The 17610-nt window shown below is 33.3% G+C and carries 16 protein-coding genes and 1 riboswitch; of the genes, 6 read left to right on the top strand and 10 right to left on the bottom strand.

Going from position 1 to position 17610, the window contains the following annotated elements; genetic code table 11:
* Positions 1–36: 36 nt before the first annotated feature.
* Complete coding sequence (locus tag ETI37_RS07960; RefSeq protein ID WP_006585894.1) at positions 37–165, bottom strand: hypothetical protein; 129 nt, start codon at positions 163–165, stop codon at positions 37–39.
* Between the two features lie 135 nt (positions 166–300).
* Here ETI37_RS07960 and ETI37_RS04700 point away from each other — a divergent pair, with 135 nt between their 5' ends.
* Positions 301–1410: an endonuclease/exonuclease/phosphatase family protein gene (locus ETI37_RS04700; RefSeq protein ID WP_006585895.1), complete on the top strand. Its 1110-nt coding sequence runs from the start codon at positions 301–303 to the stop codon at positions 1408–1410.
* A gap of 135 nt (positions 1411–1545) precedes the next feature.
* On the opposite strand, the gene ETI37_RS04695 is transcribed toward ETI37_RS04700, so the two are convergent.
* Both ETI37_RS04695 and ETI37_RS07845 read right to left on the bottom strand, forming a co-directional pair.
* Positions 1546–3858 carry a glycoside hydrolase family 68 protein gene (locus tag ETI37_RS04695; RefSeq protein WP_006585896.1) on the bottom strand — a complete coding sequence of 771 codons (2313 nt, stop codon included), beginning with the start codon at positions 3856–3858 and terminating at the stop codon, positions 1546–1548.
* A gap of 194 nt (positions 3859–4052) precedes the next feature.
* Entirely contained in the window at positions 4053–4199 is a 147-nt protein-coding gene (locus ETI37_RS07845; protein ID WP_006585897.1) for a hypothetical protein, read from the bottom strand.
* A 216-nt stretch (positions 4200–4415) separates the two neighbouring features.
* Here ETI37_RS07845 and ETI37_RS04690 point away from each other — a divergent pair, with 216 nt between their 5' ends.
* Entirely contained in the window at positions 4416–6386 is a 1971-nt protein-coding gene (locus ETI37_RS04690; protein WP_006585898.1) for a hypothetical protein, read from the top strand.
* Positions 6387–6424: 38 nt separating this feature from the next.
* Positions 6425–7381, top strand: a complete 957-nt coding sequence (locus tag ETI37_RS04685; protein ID WP_034535722.1) for a nucleoside hydrolase — start codon at positions 6425–6427, stop codon at positions 7379–7381.
* 106 nt (positions 7382–7487) lie between these two features.
* Here the strand turns inward: ETI37_RS04685 and ETI37_RS04680 are convergent, their stop codons facing one another.
* Positions 7488–10007, bottom strand: a complete 2520-nt coding sequence (locus ETI37_RS04680; RefSeq protein WP_224783230.1) for an SEC10/PgrA surface exclusion domain-containing protein — start codon at positions 10005–10007, stop codon at positions 7488–7490.
* 148 nt (positions 10008–10155) lie between these two features.
* Positions 10156–10587 carry a MerR family transcriptional regulator gene (locus tag ETI37_RS04675; protein WP_006585901.1) on the bottom strand — a complete coding sequence of 144 codons (432 nt, stop codon included), beginning with the start codon at positions 10585–10587 and terminating at the stop codon, positions 10156–10158.
* 169 nt (positions 10588–10756) lie between these two features.
* On the opposite strand from ETI37_RS04675, the gene ETI37_RS04670 reads away from it, so the two are divergent.
* Both ETI37_RS04670 and ETI37_RS04665 read left to right on the top strand, forming a co-directional pair.
* Positions 10757–12232: an MDR family MFS transporter gene (locus tag ETI37_RS04670; RefSeq protein ID WP_006585902.1), complete on the top strand. Its 1476-nt coding sequence runs from the start codon at positions 10757–10759 to the stop codon at positions 12230–12232.
* Positions 12232–12777, top strand: a complete 546-nt coding sequence (locus ETI37_RS04665) for a DUF4811 domain-containing protein (RefSeq protein ID WP_006585903.1) — start codon at positions 12232–12234, stop codon at positions 12775–12777. The genes ETI37_RS04670 and ETI37_RS04665 overlap by 1 nt, the downstream gene beginning before the upstream one ends.
* 46 nt (positions 12778–12823) lie before the next feature.
* Here ETI37_RS04665 and ETI37_RS04660 read toward each other — a convergent pair whose 3' ends face one another.
* From ETI37_RS04660 to guaA, 5 genes are all read right to left on the bottom strand, one after another.
* Complete coding sequence (locus ETI37_RS04660) at positions 12824–13285, bottom strand: YbaK/EbsC family protein (RefSeq protein ID WP_006585904.1); 462 nt, start codon at positions 13283–13285, stop codon at positions 12824–12826.
* A 61-nt stretch (positions 13286–13346) separates the two neighbouring features.
* Positions 13347–13589 carry a hypothetical protein gene (locus tag ETI37_RS04655; RefSeq protein WP_006585905.1) on the bottom strand — a complete coding sequence of 81 codons (243 nt, stop codon included), beginning with the start codon at positions 13587–13589 and terminating at the stop codon, positions 13347–13349.
* Positions 13590–13608: 19 nt separating this feature from the next.
* The gene (locus ETI37_RS04650) at positions 13609–14238 is read right to left on the bottom strand and encodes a L,D-transpeptidase (protein WP_006587636.1); all 630 of its coding nucleotides are present in this window, start codon (positions 14236–14238) and stop codon (positions 13609–13611) included.
* 45 nt (positions 14239–14283) lie between these two features.
* Positions 14284–15033, bottom strand: coding sequence for a DUF4931 domain-containing protein (locus ETI37_RS04645; protein WP_006585907.1), 750 nt, complete (start codon positions 15031–15033; stop codon positions 14284–14286).
* A 110-nt stretch (positions 15034–15143) separates the two neighbouring features.
* Positions 15144–16694, bottom strand: coding sequence for a glutamine-hydrolyzing GMP synthase (gene guaA / locus ETI37_RS04640; RefSeq protein ID WP_006585908.1), 1551 nt, complete (start codon positions 16692–16694; stop codon positions 15144–15146).
* A 178-nt stretch (positions 16695–16872) separates the two neighbouring features.
* A riboswitch (purine riboswitch) is annotated at positions 16873–16970 on the top strand.
* 60 nt (positions 16971–17030) lie between these two features.
* Here guaA and ETI37_RS04635 point away from each other — a divergent pair.
* Positions 17031–17609, top strand: coding sequence for a xanthine phosphoribosyltransferase (locus ETI37_RS04635; protein WP_034535724.1), 579 nt, complete (start codon positions 17031–17033; stop codon positions 17607–17609).
* The last annotated feature ends 1 nt before the right edge of the window (position 17610 follow it).

Genomic DNA, 17610 nt, shown 5'->3' with positions numbered 1-17610 from the left:
GTTTCTACTCATAGAAACTGCCTGTTTTAAATATATTTACTTTTTCTTTTTACTATCTGAAATCAATTCACTTATTGATTTACCCTTCCCATTAATACGAACATCACATGCATCTTCTGCTGTTATTGATGGCTTTTTATTGGGTATTTTCTTTGCATCTCTCATATTTTTTCTCCCTTCATTTACTTCTCCAAATATTATTTTATCACTAATATTAGAGTAATCGCTGTTCTTAACTAGTTGTAGATACTTTTTTCTGAAACACTTTATAGGTATAATAGCTCCAATAAGGAGAATACTATGAAAAAAGGAATTAAATATACTTTTCGAGTTATTTTGGCAATTTTAGGTATTATTTTTATTACTTTAATCGGCTACGCAATTTATATGCAAGCTAATTATTATCGCATTCCTGATCACCAAATAATTCACATAAAAAACAATCAATCTTCAGTGTTATCCACAGGGAAAACTTATACTGTAACCACCTACAATGTAGGTTTCGGAGCTTATAATCCTAAGTACAGTTTTTTCATGGACACAGGTGAAATGAAAAATGGTACTAAAACACGCGGAAAATATGGAACTGCAGTCTCTAAAGCTAGTGAATTAGCTGATACTAAAGGCGCAATTGCCACAATCAAAAAGCAAAATCCCGACTTTGCCTTTTTCCAAGAAATTGATACCAACTCAACTCGTTCTTTTGGTGTAAATCAAGTTAAAATGGCAGAAAGTACTTTTAACAATATGGGCAGTAGCTTTGCCCAGAATTTTCACAGTGCTTATATTGCCTTGCCACTGAATAATCCACACGGTTTTGCAAGAAGCGGAATTTTAGCTTTAAGCAAATACCACATTACTAGTAGCGAGCGCCGACAATACTTTGTCAGTTCAAATCTAATCGAAAAGTTTGTTGATTTAGACCGCTGCTTCAATGTTATGCGCTTGCCAGTCAAAAATGGCAAGGAGCTTGTTTTAATTAATAGTCATATGTCAGCTTATGATAAAGGTGGCTTATCTAAGAAAAAGCAACTCGCCTTGCTCAATCAAGTCATGAAAGCTGAAATCAAAAAAGGTAATTATGTCATCTGTGGTGGTGACTTTAATCATGCATTTGGTGCAAAATATGTTGCTCACTTTAAGTCACAGCAAAAGCAGCATGATTGGCTAGCTGTCTTGAGTCAAAAGGACCTTGCAAGTAGTGGAATGAAGATGGTTACAGCTAAAAATGCGGACGAAGTACCTACTTGTCGAGGAAGTGATATTCCATACAAAAAAGGCGTAACTTATACTACCATCGTTGATGGGTTCTTAGTTTCACCTAATGTGAAAGCTGTTAGTTACAATATAGATACTCAATTTGCTTATTCGGACCACAATCCAGTTAAATTGAGCTTTAGTTTGAAGTAAAAAATAGTAGCATACTACTGCAGAGCGTCGTAGCGTTATTAAGCACTTCATTTTTAATAAATGGTACTATTTTGTTAACCAGATAATAAAAACACATGCTTTCTATAACAGAAAAAGCATGTGTTTATTTATATATTAATCGTTCTTTCTCTTGAAGCCTAAAGCCATACCTGCGCTAGCAAGTAACATACCTAAAGCTGACAAAATGTTAGTAACAACATTACCAGTTTGTGGAAGAAGTGATGATTTAGTAGGAGTTGGATTATTGTAGCGGTCCACTCTTCTTGGAGTTTCGGGTGTCTTTGGTGTTTCTGGTGTATCATCTTGGAACAATGGATCACCAGGCATACCATATTTACTCTTTGGTGTGCTTGGAATTTCTGGATATTCAGGCACAGAAGGAACATCATAATTAGATTTGTAACCAATCTCATCCCAGTTAACCACTTTATCACGTTCGCCTGGAAGTGCTGCAGTTTCTTCTGTACCCATCATTGCAGGATTTTCGCTACCATCATCCCAAATCCAGTCACCTTGGTTAGTCATCTTAGCTAAGATTGTTGTAGTATTATCATCATTTACTTGCAAAATAAAACTTGGTGCCCAAGTTGATTCATATTCATCTCCAGCTACATGACTACGATTAGTAATGTATGAAGTAATGAGCAACCAATTTGAATGTCCTTCAACTGGTACTGCATAGTATGAATAAGTTGCTGTACGCCAGTTTGCAGGAACTGATGCTGTTAGCACAACACCAGATTCATTTAGTGGCACATACTTTCCATTTAAGCTATCAGAAACATATCCAACCATGGCAACATTGTCTCCAACTGCATCATTTGCTGCCATCCAGGCATGATCATTAGATCCCCTATTTAATCTAGTTGCTGCAAATAAATAATACTTGCCATTCAATTTCACAACATCTGGACGTTCAATTTCATCACTTACCATTGTTGCAGTAAGAAGTGGACTGTATACTTCTGCAACTTGTGGATTGGTTTCGTCATCAGTTAATCTCAAAATACCAATTGCTGCATTTGCCCAACTAGCTCTTGACTTGATATCACGGTTTTCCAATACATCTAACAATGACTTAATATTAAATGCATCATCACCACCGTAATTACTCCAATTGTAAATTTGATCTAATCCTTGATAGCCTTCTGTACCAGTACTTGCCTCAAATACTAAGTATCGATGCCCATCTTCACCTTCAATAACGTGAGCATCACGCATAGCAATGTTATCAGCACCTTTATTGGTTTCAATCCATTGCTTGTAAGTTTGATAGTGATAACCATCACCTTCAAATACAACGTGATCATTTGCTAACTTTTCAATCTTTACCTCACCATTATTATCTGAAAGCAGCAATGTTACACTGGCTAATTTTTGATGATTAGTACCTTGTGAACCATCTACCTGAGTATAGAATAATTGAATTGAGCCATCAGTATTAACTACAGCTGAACCTGACCATTGTTGAAGTAGAGGGCTAGCATTGTAGCCAAATATTGGGCCAGCATTCTTCCAATTTGCCAAGTTATTATCACCATATTTGTTATAAAGTAAATAAATATGGTTGTCATTAGCTTCTGGTACACCCATCATTGCCACAACTAATTGATATCCATTCCAATTAGCCACATAACCAGTTTTTACATCTTGTACTGGCCATGAATCCCAGACATCAAGATGTTCCAATTTACCGGTTTGAGCATCAATAGTATATGCTGCAGGCATATTTTGAATTTCTTTTGCATTAAAGTAAGGAATTGCATATCGTCCATCTTTAGAAATGAGTGCATCAGCTATCTTCTTAAAATCACTATAAGTCATTTGAGCGTTGCCAGCTGCATTCTTTCTAGTGTAATCTACTTTGTTTAAAGCTTCCTTTTGATAATCACTCAAAGTCTTTGGATCAATGCCAGCTGCCTTAACTGCAGCAGCTGCTTCTGGCTTCAAACCATCAGCATCGTAAGTTGACTTATCCCCAGCGGTAATTTCTCTTGTGGCTGGAGCAAACTCACCATTATTGGTATCACCTGAAGCAGATTTTGTAGAATCAGAATTGGTCTTAGCTGTATCACTATCTTTATCACTAGTTTGAGTACTGCTTGTTACTGATGAAGTTGATGCAGCAGCACTTTTATCCAATGCAGCCATAGTTGTCAATGCAATTTTGGATTGAGCCAAAACTTTTTGAGCACTAGCTGCTTCTTCAGCAGTTTCAGCATTTGCAACTGCTGATTGTGCCTTTTCAACATTATCTTGAACAGCAGCAGTATTATCTACTGTTGTATTTGAAGTGGTATTTTTGTCATTATTATCATTAGCTTTGTCTGCAGCTTTAACAACACTATTGTTCATGGAAACAGACAATACTGTTGTAGCTGCAAAAGTGGCCAACCCTAAAGCGGCTTTTTTCATCTTTTTAACCATTTTAATCCTCCAACGAAAGTAAACATTCTCTATCACAAAATTCTACAATTTGAAATATATTTATCTACTATTTACACTTTTTTACATAAAAAATAATTATAGTTTATAAACATATGTTTATGCAATTACATAAAAAATAAAGACTTTTATATTCGAAGTTGAATTACAAATAGATTTAAAGATTATATATTGATTTAATCTTTTCCTTCTTCGCCTATACCAAATGATGCCAAAATTGCATCAATTCCTATGACTAAATATCCCCAAAAATTTATTTTTCTTTTTTTAGATTTGGAAAATTTATTTTTATATTCTTTCCTTGAAATTCTTTTGTTATCCATCTTTTGTCCTTCTTTTGTATATACTATCCCCTACTGTTATATATTATATCACTTGCTATTTTTATATTAGATATCGCATAAATGAATTGCATAAGAAATAAAATCATTAACATCTTTTCCCCTTACCAACTTTTTATTAAATTCAGTAATTTCAGCTGACAAAACAAAACTTTTTACTTAAATTGATAGTAAAGCCAAGATTTCAGGAGTAGTATCGTGAGAAAATTCAAAGTATTTAATTTTTTTGTCTATTTGCTGACTTTTTGCCTAGCCATAGGTATATTTTCCAATATAGCTAATTATGCAGGGTTAGCTATTAGTTTATTAGCTATTTTTATTGGACTTATTAGCTATTTTTTCAATACATATATTGAAAAGCTGTCTTTTCATACTGTTAACATAATCATTACTATAAGTTTGATTACTATGATAATTATTCAATTAGCAGTTTTGAAATTTCTTCCAGTATCGATTTATCATGATCCATACCGTGTATTAAGTCAGGCAGATCAGCTAGCAGCTGGCAATTTCCACTGGACTACCACCTACTTTTGGCGCTATCCCAACAATGTTCCAATCACTTATTTTCTTTATCTTTGGTTAAATTTAACCAAGACTTTATTTTCGACCAATTTAGCTCTTTGGATTTTAAGTTTTTTAATTCTAAATAGCTTTATATTACTTACGTTAAAACTAGCTTGGCAGCTCAGTAAGCGGAAAAGTTTAATAATTGGATTAACAGCTTTCTTCGTACTTACCCCTTTTTCTTACACCTATTATCTACAAGTTTTTTATACAGACTTACCGAATTTTTTATTATTATTGCTAATTTTTGACTACCTATTTAAATGGGATAGCTTTAATAAGTCCCAACAAGTTATAACTAGCATAAGCATCTTTTTATTAGCTTGTATCGCATACTTATTAAAACCTAATATTATTATTCTTATCCCTGCCATATTAATACTATGGTTGCTTTTGCTAATTAAAAAGCAGTTAAAAAAGCAATTACTTATCCCCTCAACTATAATCATACTAGGACTTACATTAGGGTTGACCGCTACCAATGGAATCTATCAATTAAGCAATTTTAAAGAAAACAAAAGCTTTGAGTTTCCAAAAACCAGTTGGATTGCAATGGGATTAAACGAAAAGTATCGTGGCACTTATGCTAGCGAAGATGTAACAAAAGAAGTCAAATTAAAAAATGAAGCACAACGCCAAACTTATGATAAAGCCTTAATTGCGGCACGAATTAAAAAATTAGGATTTAGCGGATTAATAAAATTATGGATTCAAAAACTGGCTATTTTACTAAATGTAGGCGATATTCAAAATTGGTATAATGGTGGCTACCGTAACGCTCCAGGTTGGTATCAAAAACATGCGCAATTTTTTGCAAAAGTATCAATAATAACTTATTCAGCTAGTTGCATCAGTATATTTGCAGCAGTCATAGCACGTCTATTCAGATATAAATTAAATCTAAAAAAATATAAAGATCAAATCTTGTTACTAAGCATATTAACAATTCTAGGCTATCTCGCCTTCCATACCTTGCTTTGGGAAAGTGAACCTCGTTATGGACAAGTGATTTTACCCATGTTGTTTATATTGCTAACATTACCAATAAAAAAGAAGCATCATCAATCTAAGCAAGTAGGCATTATTGCTCTTTGTCTTGCGATTATTACTCCAATTTTCTTTAGCTATTACTATGCTAAAACTAATAAAAATGACCAAATTATCGCAGCACAAAGGAGTCAGCTATCCGTCCAATATCATGCGAAATCTAGCACCATCCAATCCCTTCTCAAACAAAGAGTTCGTTTAAACGCTGAAGCCAATTATTTTTCTGTTCAAATCCACAAACAAACTGAATTAAAAGTCTACCTAAAAAACTTATCTACTAATTCTTACTATGCACTTAAACACAAAGATGATATTTTTTACTTAAATAGAAAAATCAAGGCTGGAAATTATGAAATAATTGCTGTTAATCCTGCTCCAACTAAACAAGCAGTAAATATCATAAAAACTTACAATTATTATTTAGCCCCTTATCCTTTATATATTGATGGAAAAAAAGACTTCCATAGTTCATTTATTTATACTTTTGTTTATGATTATAAAAACGGAAATTATGATTGGTTAAAACTCAATAAAGAAAAAAGATTTGGAAAATAGTATTATTATACTAGATGTTTTTTAGAAAGGACTTCACCATGAAAAAAGTAATTTTATCCCTTGATACTGGAATTGATGATGCAATGGCACTTGCCTACACAATTGCCAAAGATGAGCTTGATTTAATCGGTGTCGTTGGCACTTACGGTAATGTTTATACTGAACAAGGGGCCAAAAATGCTCTGGCTTTATTAGAAATGTTAGGTAAGACCGATATCCCTGTTTACTTAGGAAATGACCATGCAATTGACCAAGATCACTTCGACCGTATGGAAGTTAGTGCTGACATCCACGGCGAAAATGGAATTGGTCAAGTGATCATTCCAGCAGCAACACGCCAAGTTGAAACAACTAGTGGGATTGACTTTATCATTGAATCCACCCAAAAATATGGCAAAGACTTGCTAGTAATTGTTACTGGTCCTATGACTGACTTGGCTTTAGTTTTACAAAAATACCCTGCTTTCAAAGATGAAATTGGTCAGGTTGTCATCATGGGTGGGGCTCTCACAGTTCGCGGTAATGTTAGCCCATATGCCGAAGCTAACATCAACCAAGATCCACTTGCTGCGAAAATCTTATTTGAAAGTGGTACGCCAGTAATCATGATAGGGCTAGATGTCACAATGAAAACACCAATTGGCCTAACTGACACACAGAAATGGCGTGACACACAAACTTTTGTCGGTGAAAAATATGCTGATATTGTCGATTACTACATTCACATTTATGATAAATATTCTCCATATTTACATGGTGGTAGTCTTCACGATCCAGCGGCAGTATGTGCAGCAATTCATCCTGAGTGGTTTACCTTCTTACCTATGCACTTAACTTGTGAAACTGAAGGTCCTAGCCGCGGTAGAACCATTGGTAGACTAGAAGATTTGCGCAAAGAAAAACCTAACGTTAAAGTCGCAATTGATATAGAAGCTGACAAGGTTAGCCACGATATTTGTAGTAGCTTAGAAAATTGGTTTAAAGAATCCAAATAATAGTTAATTTCTTAAATCATCTATAATAAAAAAGCGTTGATATCCTCGGTGTTATAAACCTCGATATATCAACGCTTTTACTTCACATGAAAATAATTTTTATAACTTAAATTTTTCTTTTTTTAAAGTTAACCATTACTCCCCAAAGACTTAATAGCACGCCTAAACTTGTTAAAATCCATGAATCATTACCAGTTTGAGGCAAAGTTTTATTGGATTCAACTCTAGTCTTTTCAGGCATCATAGTCCTATTCTTAATTTTACTAATTACTTGTTCAGGCATCTGTTGCTTATTAATAAATTCAGCACTATTATTTTCAATCTTTTGTGGCTCTAGCAACGCCTTTAGAGCGGATAATGCTGCTTTAGCAGAAGCTAATTCTTTCTTAGCTTCTGCTAATTTATTTTGAGCTAGCTCATCATTATTTGCAGATATCGTTAGAAGATTTATTGATTCTTCATAAACTTTGTTGGCTTTTTCTAATTCATCTTGTACTTGTGCAAGATTATCTTGTGCTTTCTTTAAATTCTCCGGTGCTTGTTGATACGAAAGTAAATCAGCAGTATCTAATTCTAATTTCTGCTTAGCTTCATTTAAAATGGAAGTTTTTTCTTCTAAAGTCTTTTTAGCTATATCATTATTTGTTTGTTTTTGCTTTAAATCAGTATTTAGTGAAATTAATTCATTATTTACTTCATCTAAATTACTTTTTGCAGTTTGTAAATCAGCTAATTTTTGTTTATTATCAGCTGAAGCTTCTGCTAATTGATTTTCTAAATTAGTTATTATTTCTTCTTTACTCTTAATATTAGATTGGAGTTTTTCGATTGTATTTTTAATATTATTCTCTTGCTCAATGTATTGGGCAAGACTAGATTGAATGTTCTTTATAGTATTAGCTTTATCATTAACAGCTTGTTGAGCCTTGTTCACTACTTGTTGATCTGCATTGAGCTTATTATTTAGTTGTTCAGCATTTGCCTTAGCAGCTTCATAACTTGTTTGCTTAGTAACTTCTTCTGCTTCTAAATTAGCTAATTCTGATGCGACATCTGTTGGCTCATTATAAGTTTGGCCTGTCTTTTTTAATTGTGCGAATTCTCCATCTTCACTAGGTTCAACAATGTCATTAAAGTGGAATATTCCGAATTTATCAATCGAAATTGCAGCATCTTCTGACTTATATATGCGAAGACTTAAAACATCTGTCATATGTCCATAGCCTTGGTCATTATCATCGAATACCCACATTGCAATTGCTTGACGAATCCCCATCTTTAAATCAGCTAAAGACACTCTAGTTCCTTTCAAATCTGAAGAATTAGTGGTCATAGCGATACTTTCTCCCTCAGTCCAAAAGCCAAATTCTTTAGGTATTTTATCCTGAATAATATTCTCAAGATGGCCAAAGCCTTGATTGGCATCATTATAAGCTTTTATAGTAGCCAATTCCACTTCAATGCTTGCATCTGACACGAGAATCGGTTTTTCACCCAAACTTATACGAAGTGGATTTAATAAAGAAGCTGCATAAAGTGACATTTGCTTAATCGCTTCTTTATCAATCAAGCCATTATTAATAGTGTAATATGTATTTTCATCTGCTTTGGTTGGTTTGTACCCTTGGAAATTGGCTTCATAGTATTTTTTAGCCACTTCAGCTAAATCGGGGTATGAAGACCAAAATCCCCAATTATCTCGATTTTCTTCTTTATACTTTTTTACTAAATTAATAAAGTCGGTGCCATAAATAAGCTTATCTTGATTTTCTTCAGTTGATTTAAGCGTTGCTATTTTCTGCTTAAGTTGATTCAGACTATTTTCATTTGCTGTTAAATCCTCATTAGCCTTATTTGCCATTTCTTGACTATTCTTTAATTGTTCATTAGCTTGATCCAATTGCGCTTGCTTTTGAGTTAGTTCTGCTTTCCCTTGTTTTAATTGCTCATTACTATTATCAATAGCAACACGAGTTTTTATTAATTTGTTATTTTCTTCATCTAAAGAACTTTGGGCTTGTGTCAAGTTCTTATTTGCCTGATCTAAGTCTGTTTGTATTTTACCAACATTTGTGTTATCTACTATTTTTTGGGTATTATCAACTTTTACTTGTGCATCTTTAACCTTTTGCTCTTGATTAGTAACCTTTGATTGTGCTTCATTTAAAGAATCCAAAGCTAAATCAGCTGTCTTTTTAGCTTCGTCTACTTGTGACTGAGCTTGGTCAATTGCCACTTTATCTTCATCAACTGCCTTTTGAGCCTGCTTTTCACCAATTTCCTTATTACTTACTTTATTTTGAGCTTCCTTAACTAAATTTTCGGCTTTAGTTTGATTTTCCTTTGCTTTCTTGAGGGTATCAAAAGCTTGATCTTTTTTCTGCTCGGCTAAAACTTTGTTTCGACTTGCTGAATTCGCCTCCAATTGAGCGTCATTTACATTACTTTCAGCTTTAGTAACTCTTTGCTCAGTACTTTCAAGCGAGCTAGTGCTATTATTATTAATTTGCTTAGTATTTTCTTTATTATCAGCTTTTACTTGATGACTATTAGTTGTTAACGCAATTGTTGTTGTTGCTAATAAAGCAGCTGTGCCCACTACTGTATCTTTAAATTTATTATTCATTGCTTTTCCTCCCATAGAATAACTCTATATTTTTATTCTATACTCTTCTTTTCCTAATTCCATTTAATATATAAGTGCTCATCAAAAATACCATAGCAATTATTACAATGATAATAATTACTATGGTATTAATTTATTGTTTGCTATTTCATCTTAATTCATATCTAACGCCATTTTTATCAACAACACCAAAAAGCTCTTTACCCTCACATTTAGCGCCTAGGTCAATTTCACCATATGAATGCTCTTTATCAGTAACATTAATTGTAAAGTTACCACCTTGATTAAAAATAAAATCTCGGAATACTTTCTTCTTTTGTTCATCTTCAATGGTCTTTTCATATGCTTTTGTTAATGTGTAGCCTTCATCCAAAAACTCTTTTATTTGCGCACACCTACCAACCATAAAAAAACTATACCTTCTAACGCCTTTTTCATTATCTGCAATTGGTTTGATATAGCCTTTTTCTTCCCAATAACGTAGTTGCCGCTGACTTACTCCAATACCATCACTAAGATCACCAATACTCAATTGAATTTTATTGATAATTCCCAGCATATTTTTATGTGCGCTAATCATATAATCACCATCTTTTCATATCTGCAATTTATTATATCCTAATTTTAAAATATATTTTTGCTTTTGTAAAATTATTTGACATTAATATCAAAATATCTTACAATCTTTATCGCTAAATAATTTGACATATAAGTTATAATTTTTATCAAACTATGAAAAGAGGCTAATTATGATATCAACTGATATTAACGGTAATAAATACAATCGAACTTTACTAATGACCGTTTTAATCACTGGTTCGTTTGTCACAATTTTGACAGCCACACTTTTAGCCACTGCTTATCCATCGATGATGAAATCATTCAATATTGATGCAAGTACTGTTCAATGGCTAACAACAGGCTTTACTTTAGTTAACGGAATTATGATTCCGGTTAGTGCATATTTAATCAATAAATTATCCACGAAACTTATGTATATTAGTGCTTTGATTGTTTATCTTATCGGGACAATTTTAGCTTACTGGTCGCCTAATTTTCAGGTGCTACTTGCTGGTAGATTGATTCAAGCCGTGGGTGCTGGTGTTTCAATGCCAATGATGCAATCCATTATCTTAATGATCTATCCACCTGAAAAACGTGGTGCTGCTATGGGAACAATGGGATTAGCCATCGGTATGGCACCTGCAATCGGGCCAACATTATCCGGTTATATTGTTGATCATTTTACTTGGCGTGACTTATTTGGAATGATTATTCCTATCATTTCTATTGTTATTATTGCTGCTTTCTTCTTAATGAAGGATGTCCTACCTAATACTAATCCTAAACTTGATTTTTGGTCTGTCATAACTTCCATTGCAGGTTTTGGTATTATGCTTTATGGTTTTGCGGAAGTAGGATCCAAAGGTTGGGGAGATACATCTGTTATTGCTTCATTAATTATTGGTGCTGTAATCGTTGCTATTTTTGCTATTCGCCAATTTAAGCTTGATGAGCCATTCTTAAACCTTAATGTTTTCAAAACAGGTCAATATACTTTAGGCACACTTATCAGTAGTTTATCTTACATGGGAATGCTTGCCGCTGAGATGATTTTGCCATTATATATCCAAAATGTTTTAGGCAAAACTGCTCTTCAATCTGGTTTAATTTTACTTCCAGGTGCTATTGCTATGGGAGTTATGTCACCAATCACTGGTAGATTATTCGATAAATATGGTGCTAAACAAATTGTTATTACTGGTACTATTTTACTAATTTTTGGCTCTAGTGCTTTCTTATTCATCGGTCCTAACACTCCTACCATCTATATCACTGTCTTCTATGCCGTCAGAATGTTTGGGATTGCAATGATGATGATGACAGTAACAACTGCTGGTATGAATGCTTTGCCACTTGACTTAATGACACATGGTACTGCAGTTAACAATACCGTTCGTCAAGTTGCAGGATCAATTGGAACAGCTATTTTGACATCCGTTTTAACTAACGTAGCAAGTTCTAATACACCAGCCAAAAGTTTACTTAGTCAAAACCCATTAGCTTATAAGGATCAAGCTATCAATGCAGTTGTTTTAGGCTATAAATCCGCATTTATCGTTGCAATTATCTTTGCTATTTTAATTTTATTTGCAGCTGTCTTTCTACAAAAAGGTAACAGCGCTAGATCTGAAGAAATAACTGATGGTAAGGAGGCAAAGTAATGGCTATTTTATTTTTGATTATTGGTTTAGTAATTTATTTCATTTTCAATGTAATTCCTATTACTAAATTTCATTATCTTATTGCTTACTTAGGGCTAGCCTTAGCTTTAGTAAGTGGTATTGGTATCATGGCTAATGAAAATGTTCATTTTGGGATGAGTGAAAAAACCACTACTAAAGTACAAACAATTAAGCCAACCACTAGTGTGGGGCAAGTCAACTTACTAGTATATAAGCAAGTCGGCAGTCAGGGGCCAAAAATTTACGTCTACAATAGCCAAAAACAACATACACAAGCGAATATTAAAACTAGTAGCTCAGTTAAAACCGGTTATCAAGCAGCTAAGTTAGTTACAAAAGAAACTCGCTATGAATTTAAAAATAAATTTTATAAGTTGCTCTTTGGCTTTTTAGGTAAAGAAAATGAACTAAAGAAGCGGACTAATATCTTCGAAATTCCAAGTTCCTGGAAAGTTTTATCAACTAAGGAAGTTGCCAATTTGAAGAAGCAAATGATTGCACAAGCTCAAGCTCAGAACAAATAATTTAAATAAGATAAAAAGACTAGGAAATAAAATTTCTTAGTCTTTTTTACATCCAAATCAAATTTCTTTGTTGTTTTACTAAACATTTGACTAAATCTTCAACATCTAAAATTAATGTTTCAATGTTACTCCCTGCATGAATCCCTACATTGCCAAGACTTTTAACTTCTTCACTTATGATAATTGAATATTTATTTGAAAAATCTAATGGACTAACCAAGCCTGCTTTAGTTTTTAAAGCTATTAAATCTTCCTTACTAGCAAAATTCAACTTACTTCGACTAGTTCTTACAAGCTTAGCTAAAGCACTAATATTAACTCTTTCTTCAGCCTTGCATACCAACAAGAAAAAAGTTTGATTCTTTTCATCTTTAAAGACTAAACTCTTGAGCAATTCGCAATCCAAGGCTAAATCAAGCGCATCCTCCATCTTCCAAACAGGAACGTGTTCAATCAATCGATAATTTATTTTCAACTTATTTAACAAAGTTTCAATATCTTTTTTCATTTTTATATTCCCTGTTTTTCAATTATCAAAAAGGATTCAAAGCACTTAAACTTTGAATACTTTATTTTTCTAATTTCCAAAAACGCACACCAAATAAAACTACATTCAATAAGACAAAAATAATAAAAAATTCGCGCCATCCCACAAGATGTAATTGTTTAAAGAACAGACAGATGAAATTATAAAGTAAAATACCCGCAATAAATAAGCGATTTGCCTTAACTAAATGATTTAACCAGAAATAATTTTCTAGCCAGCATTCAAACTGGTAATGCTTGGCAAGTAACAGTTTTATTAGCTTCACTAATCTATCCCCACTAAAATTAGCTATTGGTAATTACGACTTTTGTTCCTTCTTTAATATTTTCATAGAACCATTTAGCATCCGAAACAGATAATCTAATACATCCATGAGAATTGGCTTTTTTACCTAATTTTTCAGCTTCAGATTCAACATAATGCCCCTGAGAATCAGTTGGAACAGTATGGAACAGATAAATCCCGTGGTCCTTCCAAGAAACCCAGTATTTTGCACCTTCGCCACTTCCTTGGTTATAGAAAAAATCCCCACGTTCTGCTTGAATATAAAAAGTTCCTTCAGGCGTTGCACGGTCACCACCAGAACCAGTAGAACAATACATAGTGTACAAAACCTTTGAACCATTCATCAAATAAGTTCTTTGTTTCGCTTTGGAAACTTTTATCCACATTTTTGGATAATCAGTAACATTAGGGTAGGGTTTATTTTCAGATGGCTTTTGCCAGTCAATTTTTATTTCTTTTGTCTTTTTTTCTTTATGTTTTGTTACTTTCAATGATGATGAGTTAACTTCTTTAGTCTTTGCTTGATCTAACACTGCTGTATTTGCTAGAGCTATTGCTAAAACTATTGCTACTAAAGAAGCCAGTGAAGTTTTATTAAGCTTAATCACAATCAACTCCTCGAAAATCAATCAATTCATTATTATTGTAACATTTTTTGTTCGTATTTCTAATTATTAACTATAGTTCAAAAAATCTGCCTTAATTCTTTCTAAATTAGCTTCACTATTTCTCTGTGATTGTCGATAGCCAACATAATATGGTGGTGTCACAAATCTAGGAACTAACTTACAAATTATTTTTTCATCAATATAATAAAAGAACAAGTTATATGATTTACATCTTCCTCGATAGAAAGCCTCACTCATACAAAAACTAACTAAGTCTTTAATATTATCTGCAAATAAGTCTAACTTATCCATATTAGAAATAATTACATTGAATTCTGTATATCCCATAATTGGTTGTAATGACATATTTACTTCAAAGTTTTGGTCCTTTTTTATTGATAATCCAATAAAATTTTCTGGATAAACTTCAGAATAAATATCTGCTTTTTTAAAACCCACAATTTGTAAATGAGGATGGCTTAAACTACCACCTGACAAGGGCCCCAAATTTTTAAACATCGCCACACTTCGATATTGCTTAGAAGCACTTAATTTTAACCATTTATCTACTGCGTAACGAATTAAAGACCGATTATATTCATAAGAATAGCTAGCAATATCTCCCAAATGTTCATTTGATTCTATGATTAAAGTTAAATAAGTATCCTGCAGTGTTTGATATTTATTCTCTAGCCAGATAAATTGATTTTGCTTTTCAATAATTCCTGTTAAATTTTCAATATCACAAAAGGGACAACAGTCACTATTAGATGGCTTTCCCTTGGCTATTTGGGTATTAAAGACTAATGGAGTCACTTACATTTCGCATCCTTAATTTATATTTATAATTGTATATTCTTAATTTTATATACCTATTTTTAGAGATTGTAAATAAAAACTCGTTAGCCTTGCTAACGAGTTATATTTTATTCCCATTCAATTGTTGCAGGTGGCTTAGAAGTTATATCATAAACTACCCGGTTAACGTGATCAACTTCATCAACCATTCTAGTTGATACTTTTTGTAAGACATCCCATGGTAATTTTGAAAAGTCAGCAGTCATACCATCAATTGAGCTAACTGCACGAATACCAATAGTGTAATCGTAAGTTCGACCATCACCCATTACACCAACTGAGCGAATTCCTGGTAAAACAGTAAAGTATTGCCAAACTTCTTCTTCAAGACCAGCATTTTTGATTTCTTCACGTAAAATCGCATCAGTTTCACGGACAATCTCAAGTTTTTCTTCAGTAATTTCACCAATCACTCTGATTCCAAGACCTGGTCCTGGGAATGGTTGACGCCAAACAAGTTCATGAGGAATACCTAATTTTTCCCCAAGTTCACGAACTTCATCTTTGAATAACTTCCTTAGTGGTTCAACTAATTCAAAGCCCAAGTCTTTTGGTAAGCCTCCAACATTATGATGTGACTTAATAGTTTGCGCAGTCTTAGTACCACTTTCAATTACATCTGTGTAAAGAGTACCTTGTGCCAAGAACTTTACACCATCAAGTTTCTTAGCTTCCTCATTGAAGACTTCAATAAATTCCTTACCAATAATTTTCCGTTTTTGTTCTGGCTCAGTAACACCCTTCAATTTATCTAAGAAACGCTTTTGAGCATCAACCTTAATAATGTTAACACCTAAGTCACGATTTAAGGCTTCCATAACTTGCTTGGCTTCATCTTTTCTAAGCAAGCCATGATCAACAAAAATCGCAGTCAATTGATTGCCAATTGCTTTATGAAGTAAAGTAGCAGTAACACTAGAATCTACCCCACCAGATAAACCTAAAATTACTTTACCATCACCAACTTGCTTGCGAATGCGTTCGACTTCTAAATCAATAAAGTCGTCCATCGTCCAGTTATTACGCGCTCCGCAGACACCAAAGGCAAAGTTCTTCAAAATATCTAATCCATATTCTGAATTACGTACTTCTGCATGGAACTGAATTCCATAAAACTTCTTAGCGACATTAGCCATTGCGCTGATTGGACAATTAGGACTAGATGCTAAAGTTTCAAAGCCATCTGGTACACTTGTTACCAAATCACCATGACTCATCCAAACAGTTTGTTTCGCAGGTAATTTGTCAAATAATTTTGTAGCATCTGCAACATTTATATCTGCTCGACCATATTCAGAGTGGTCAGCTTTTTCAACTTTTCCACCCAAATCATGAGCCATTAACTGCATCCCATAACAAATTCCTAAAATTGGGATACCCAGTTCAAAAATTGCTGGGTCAACTTTTAAACTACCTTCATCATAAACACTATTTGGTCCACCAGAGAAAATAATTCCCTTGGGATTCATTTCTTTAATTTTTTCAATGGATAAGTCATTTGGCAATAATTCTGAATAAATACCAAAGTCACGTAATCGGCGGGTAATTAGCTGATTATATTGGCTACCAAAGTCTAAAACAATGATTTTATCAAAGTCAGTTAAATTTTTTACAGACACCCTACTTCTCCTTTTTTGAACTTATAAATTAAACTGACTATACTAATAATTTTTAATTTGGTCAACCAAAAAGCTAATATTATTTTGACCATTTTAATAAATTATCTGTATTTTAACCACTTAAATACAAAAATATAATGACTTTTGATTGTACTAAATATTTTTCTTTGATAGAATACAAACGAATAATAATTTAATCTATATATCGTTGCAATATGGGCAACAGTTTCTACCTGAAACCTTAAATTTCAGACTATAGATAATGAGCACATTAGAGGCCTCTTTTCCATAGTCATGGTAGAAGAGGCCTTTTTTATGCAACAGAGAGGAGTTCTCGTGAAGTTATTAGAAGAGCGTATTAAGAAAGATGGACAAGTTCTTGAGGGGGATGTACTAAAAATCAACTCATTCCTAAATCATCAAGTAGATCCTAAATTAATGATGGAAATCGGCCAAGAATTTGCTCGTTTATTTAAAGACAGTGACATTACAAAAGTTTTAACATGTGAAGCTTCTGGAATTGCACCAAGCATTATGGCTACATACACTTTAAATGTTCCTATGGTCTTTGCTCGCAAGAAAAAGCCATCTACTCTTAATGATGCTGTCTACTTAGCAGATGTGTTTTCCTACACTAAAAAAGTTAATAACAAGATTTGTGTTGAAAAGAAATTCCTTAGTTCAACTGATAAAGTCCTAATTCTTGATGACTTTGTTGCCCACGGTGAAGCTGTTAAGGGAATGGTTTCAATTGTCCAACAAGCCGGTGCAAAAATTGTCGGTGTTGGTGCCGTTGTTGCTAAAGATTTCCAAGGTGGTAGCGACTGGATTAAAAAGCAAGGTTTACGTTTTGAAGCTCTAGCTAATATTGCTAGTTTTGAAGGCGGAGAAGTTCACTTTGTAGGAGAAGAATAAC

It is taken from the genome of Lactobacillus mulieris, from assembly GCF_007095465.1.
GTDB classification, from domain to species: domain Bacteria; phylum Bacillota; class Bacilli; order Lactobacillales; family Lactobacillaceae; genus Lactobacillus; species Lactobacillus mulieris.
This window is presented reverse-complemented; position numbering and strand designations above follow the sequence as displayed.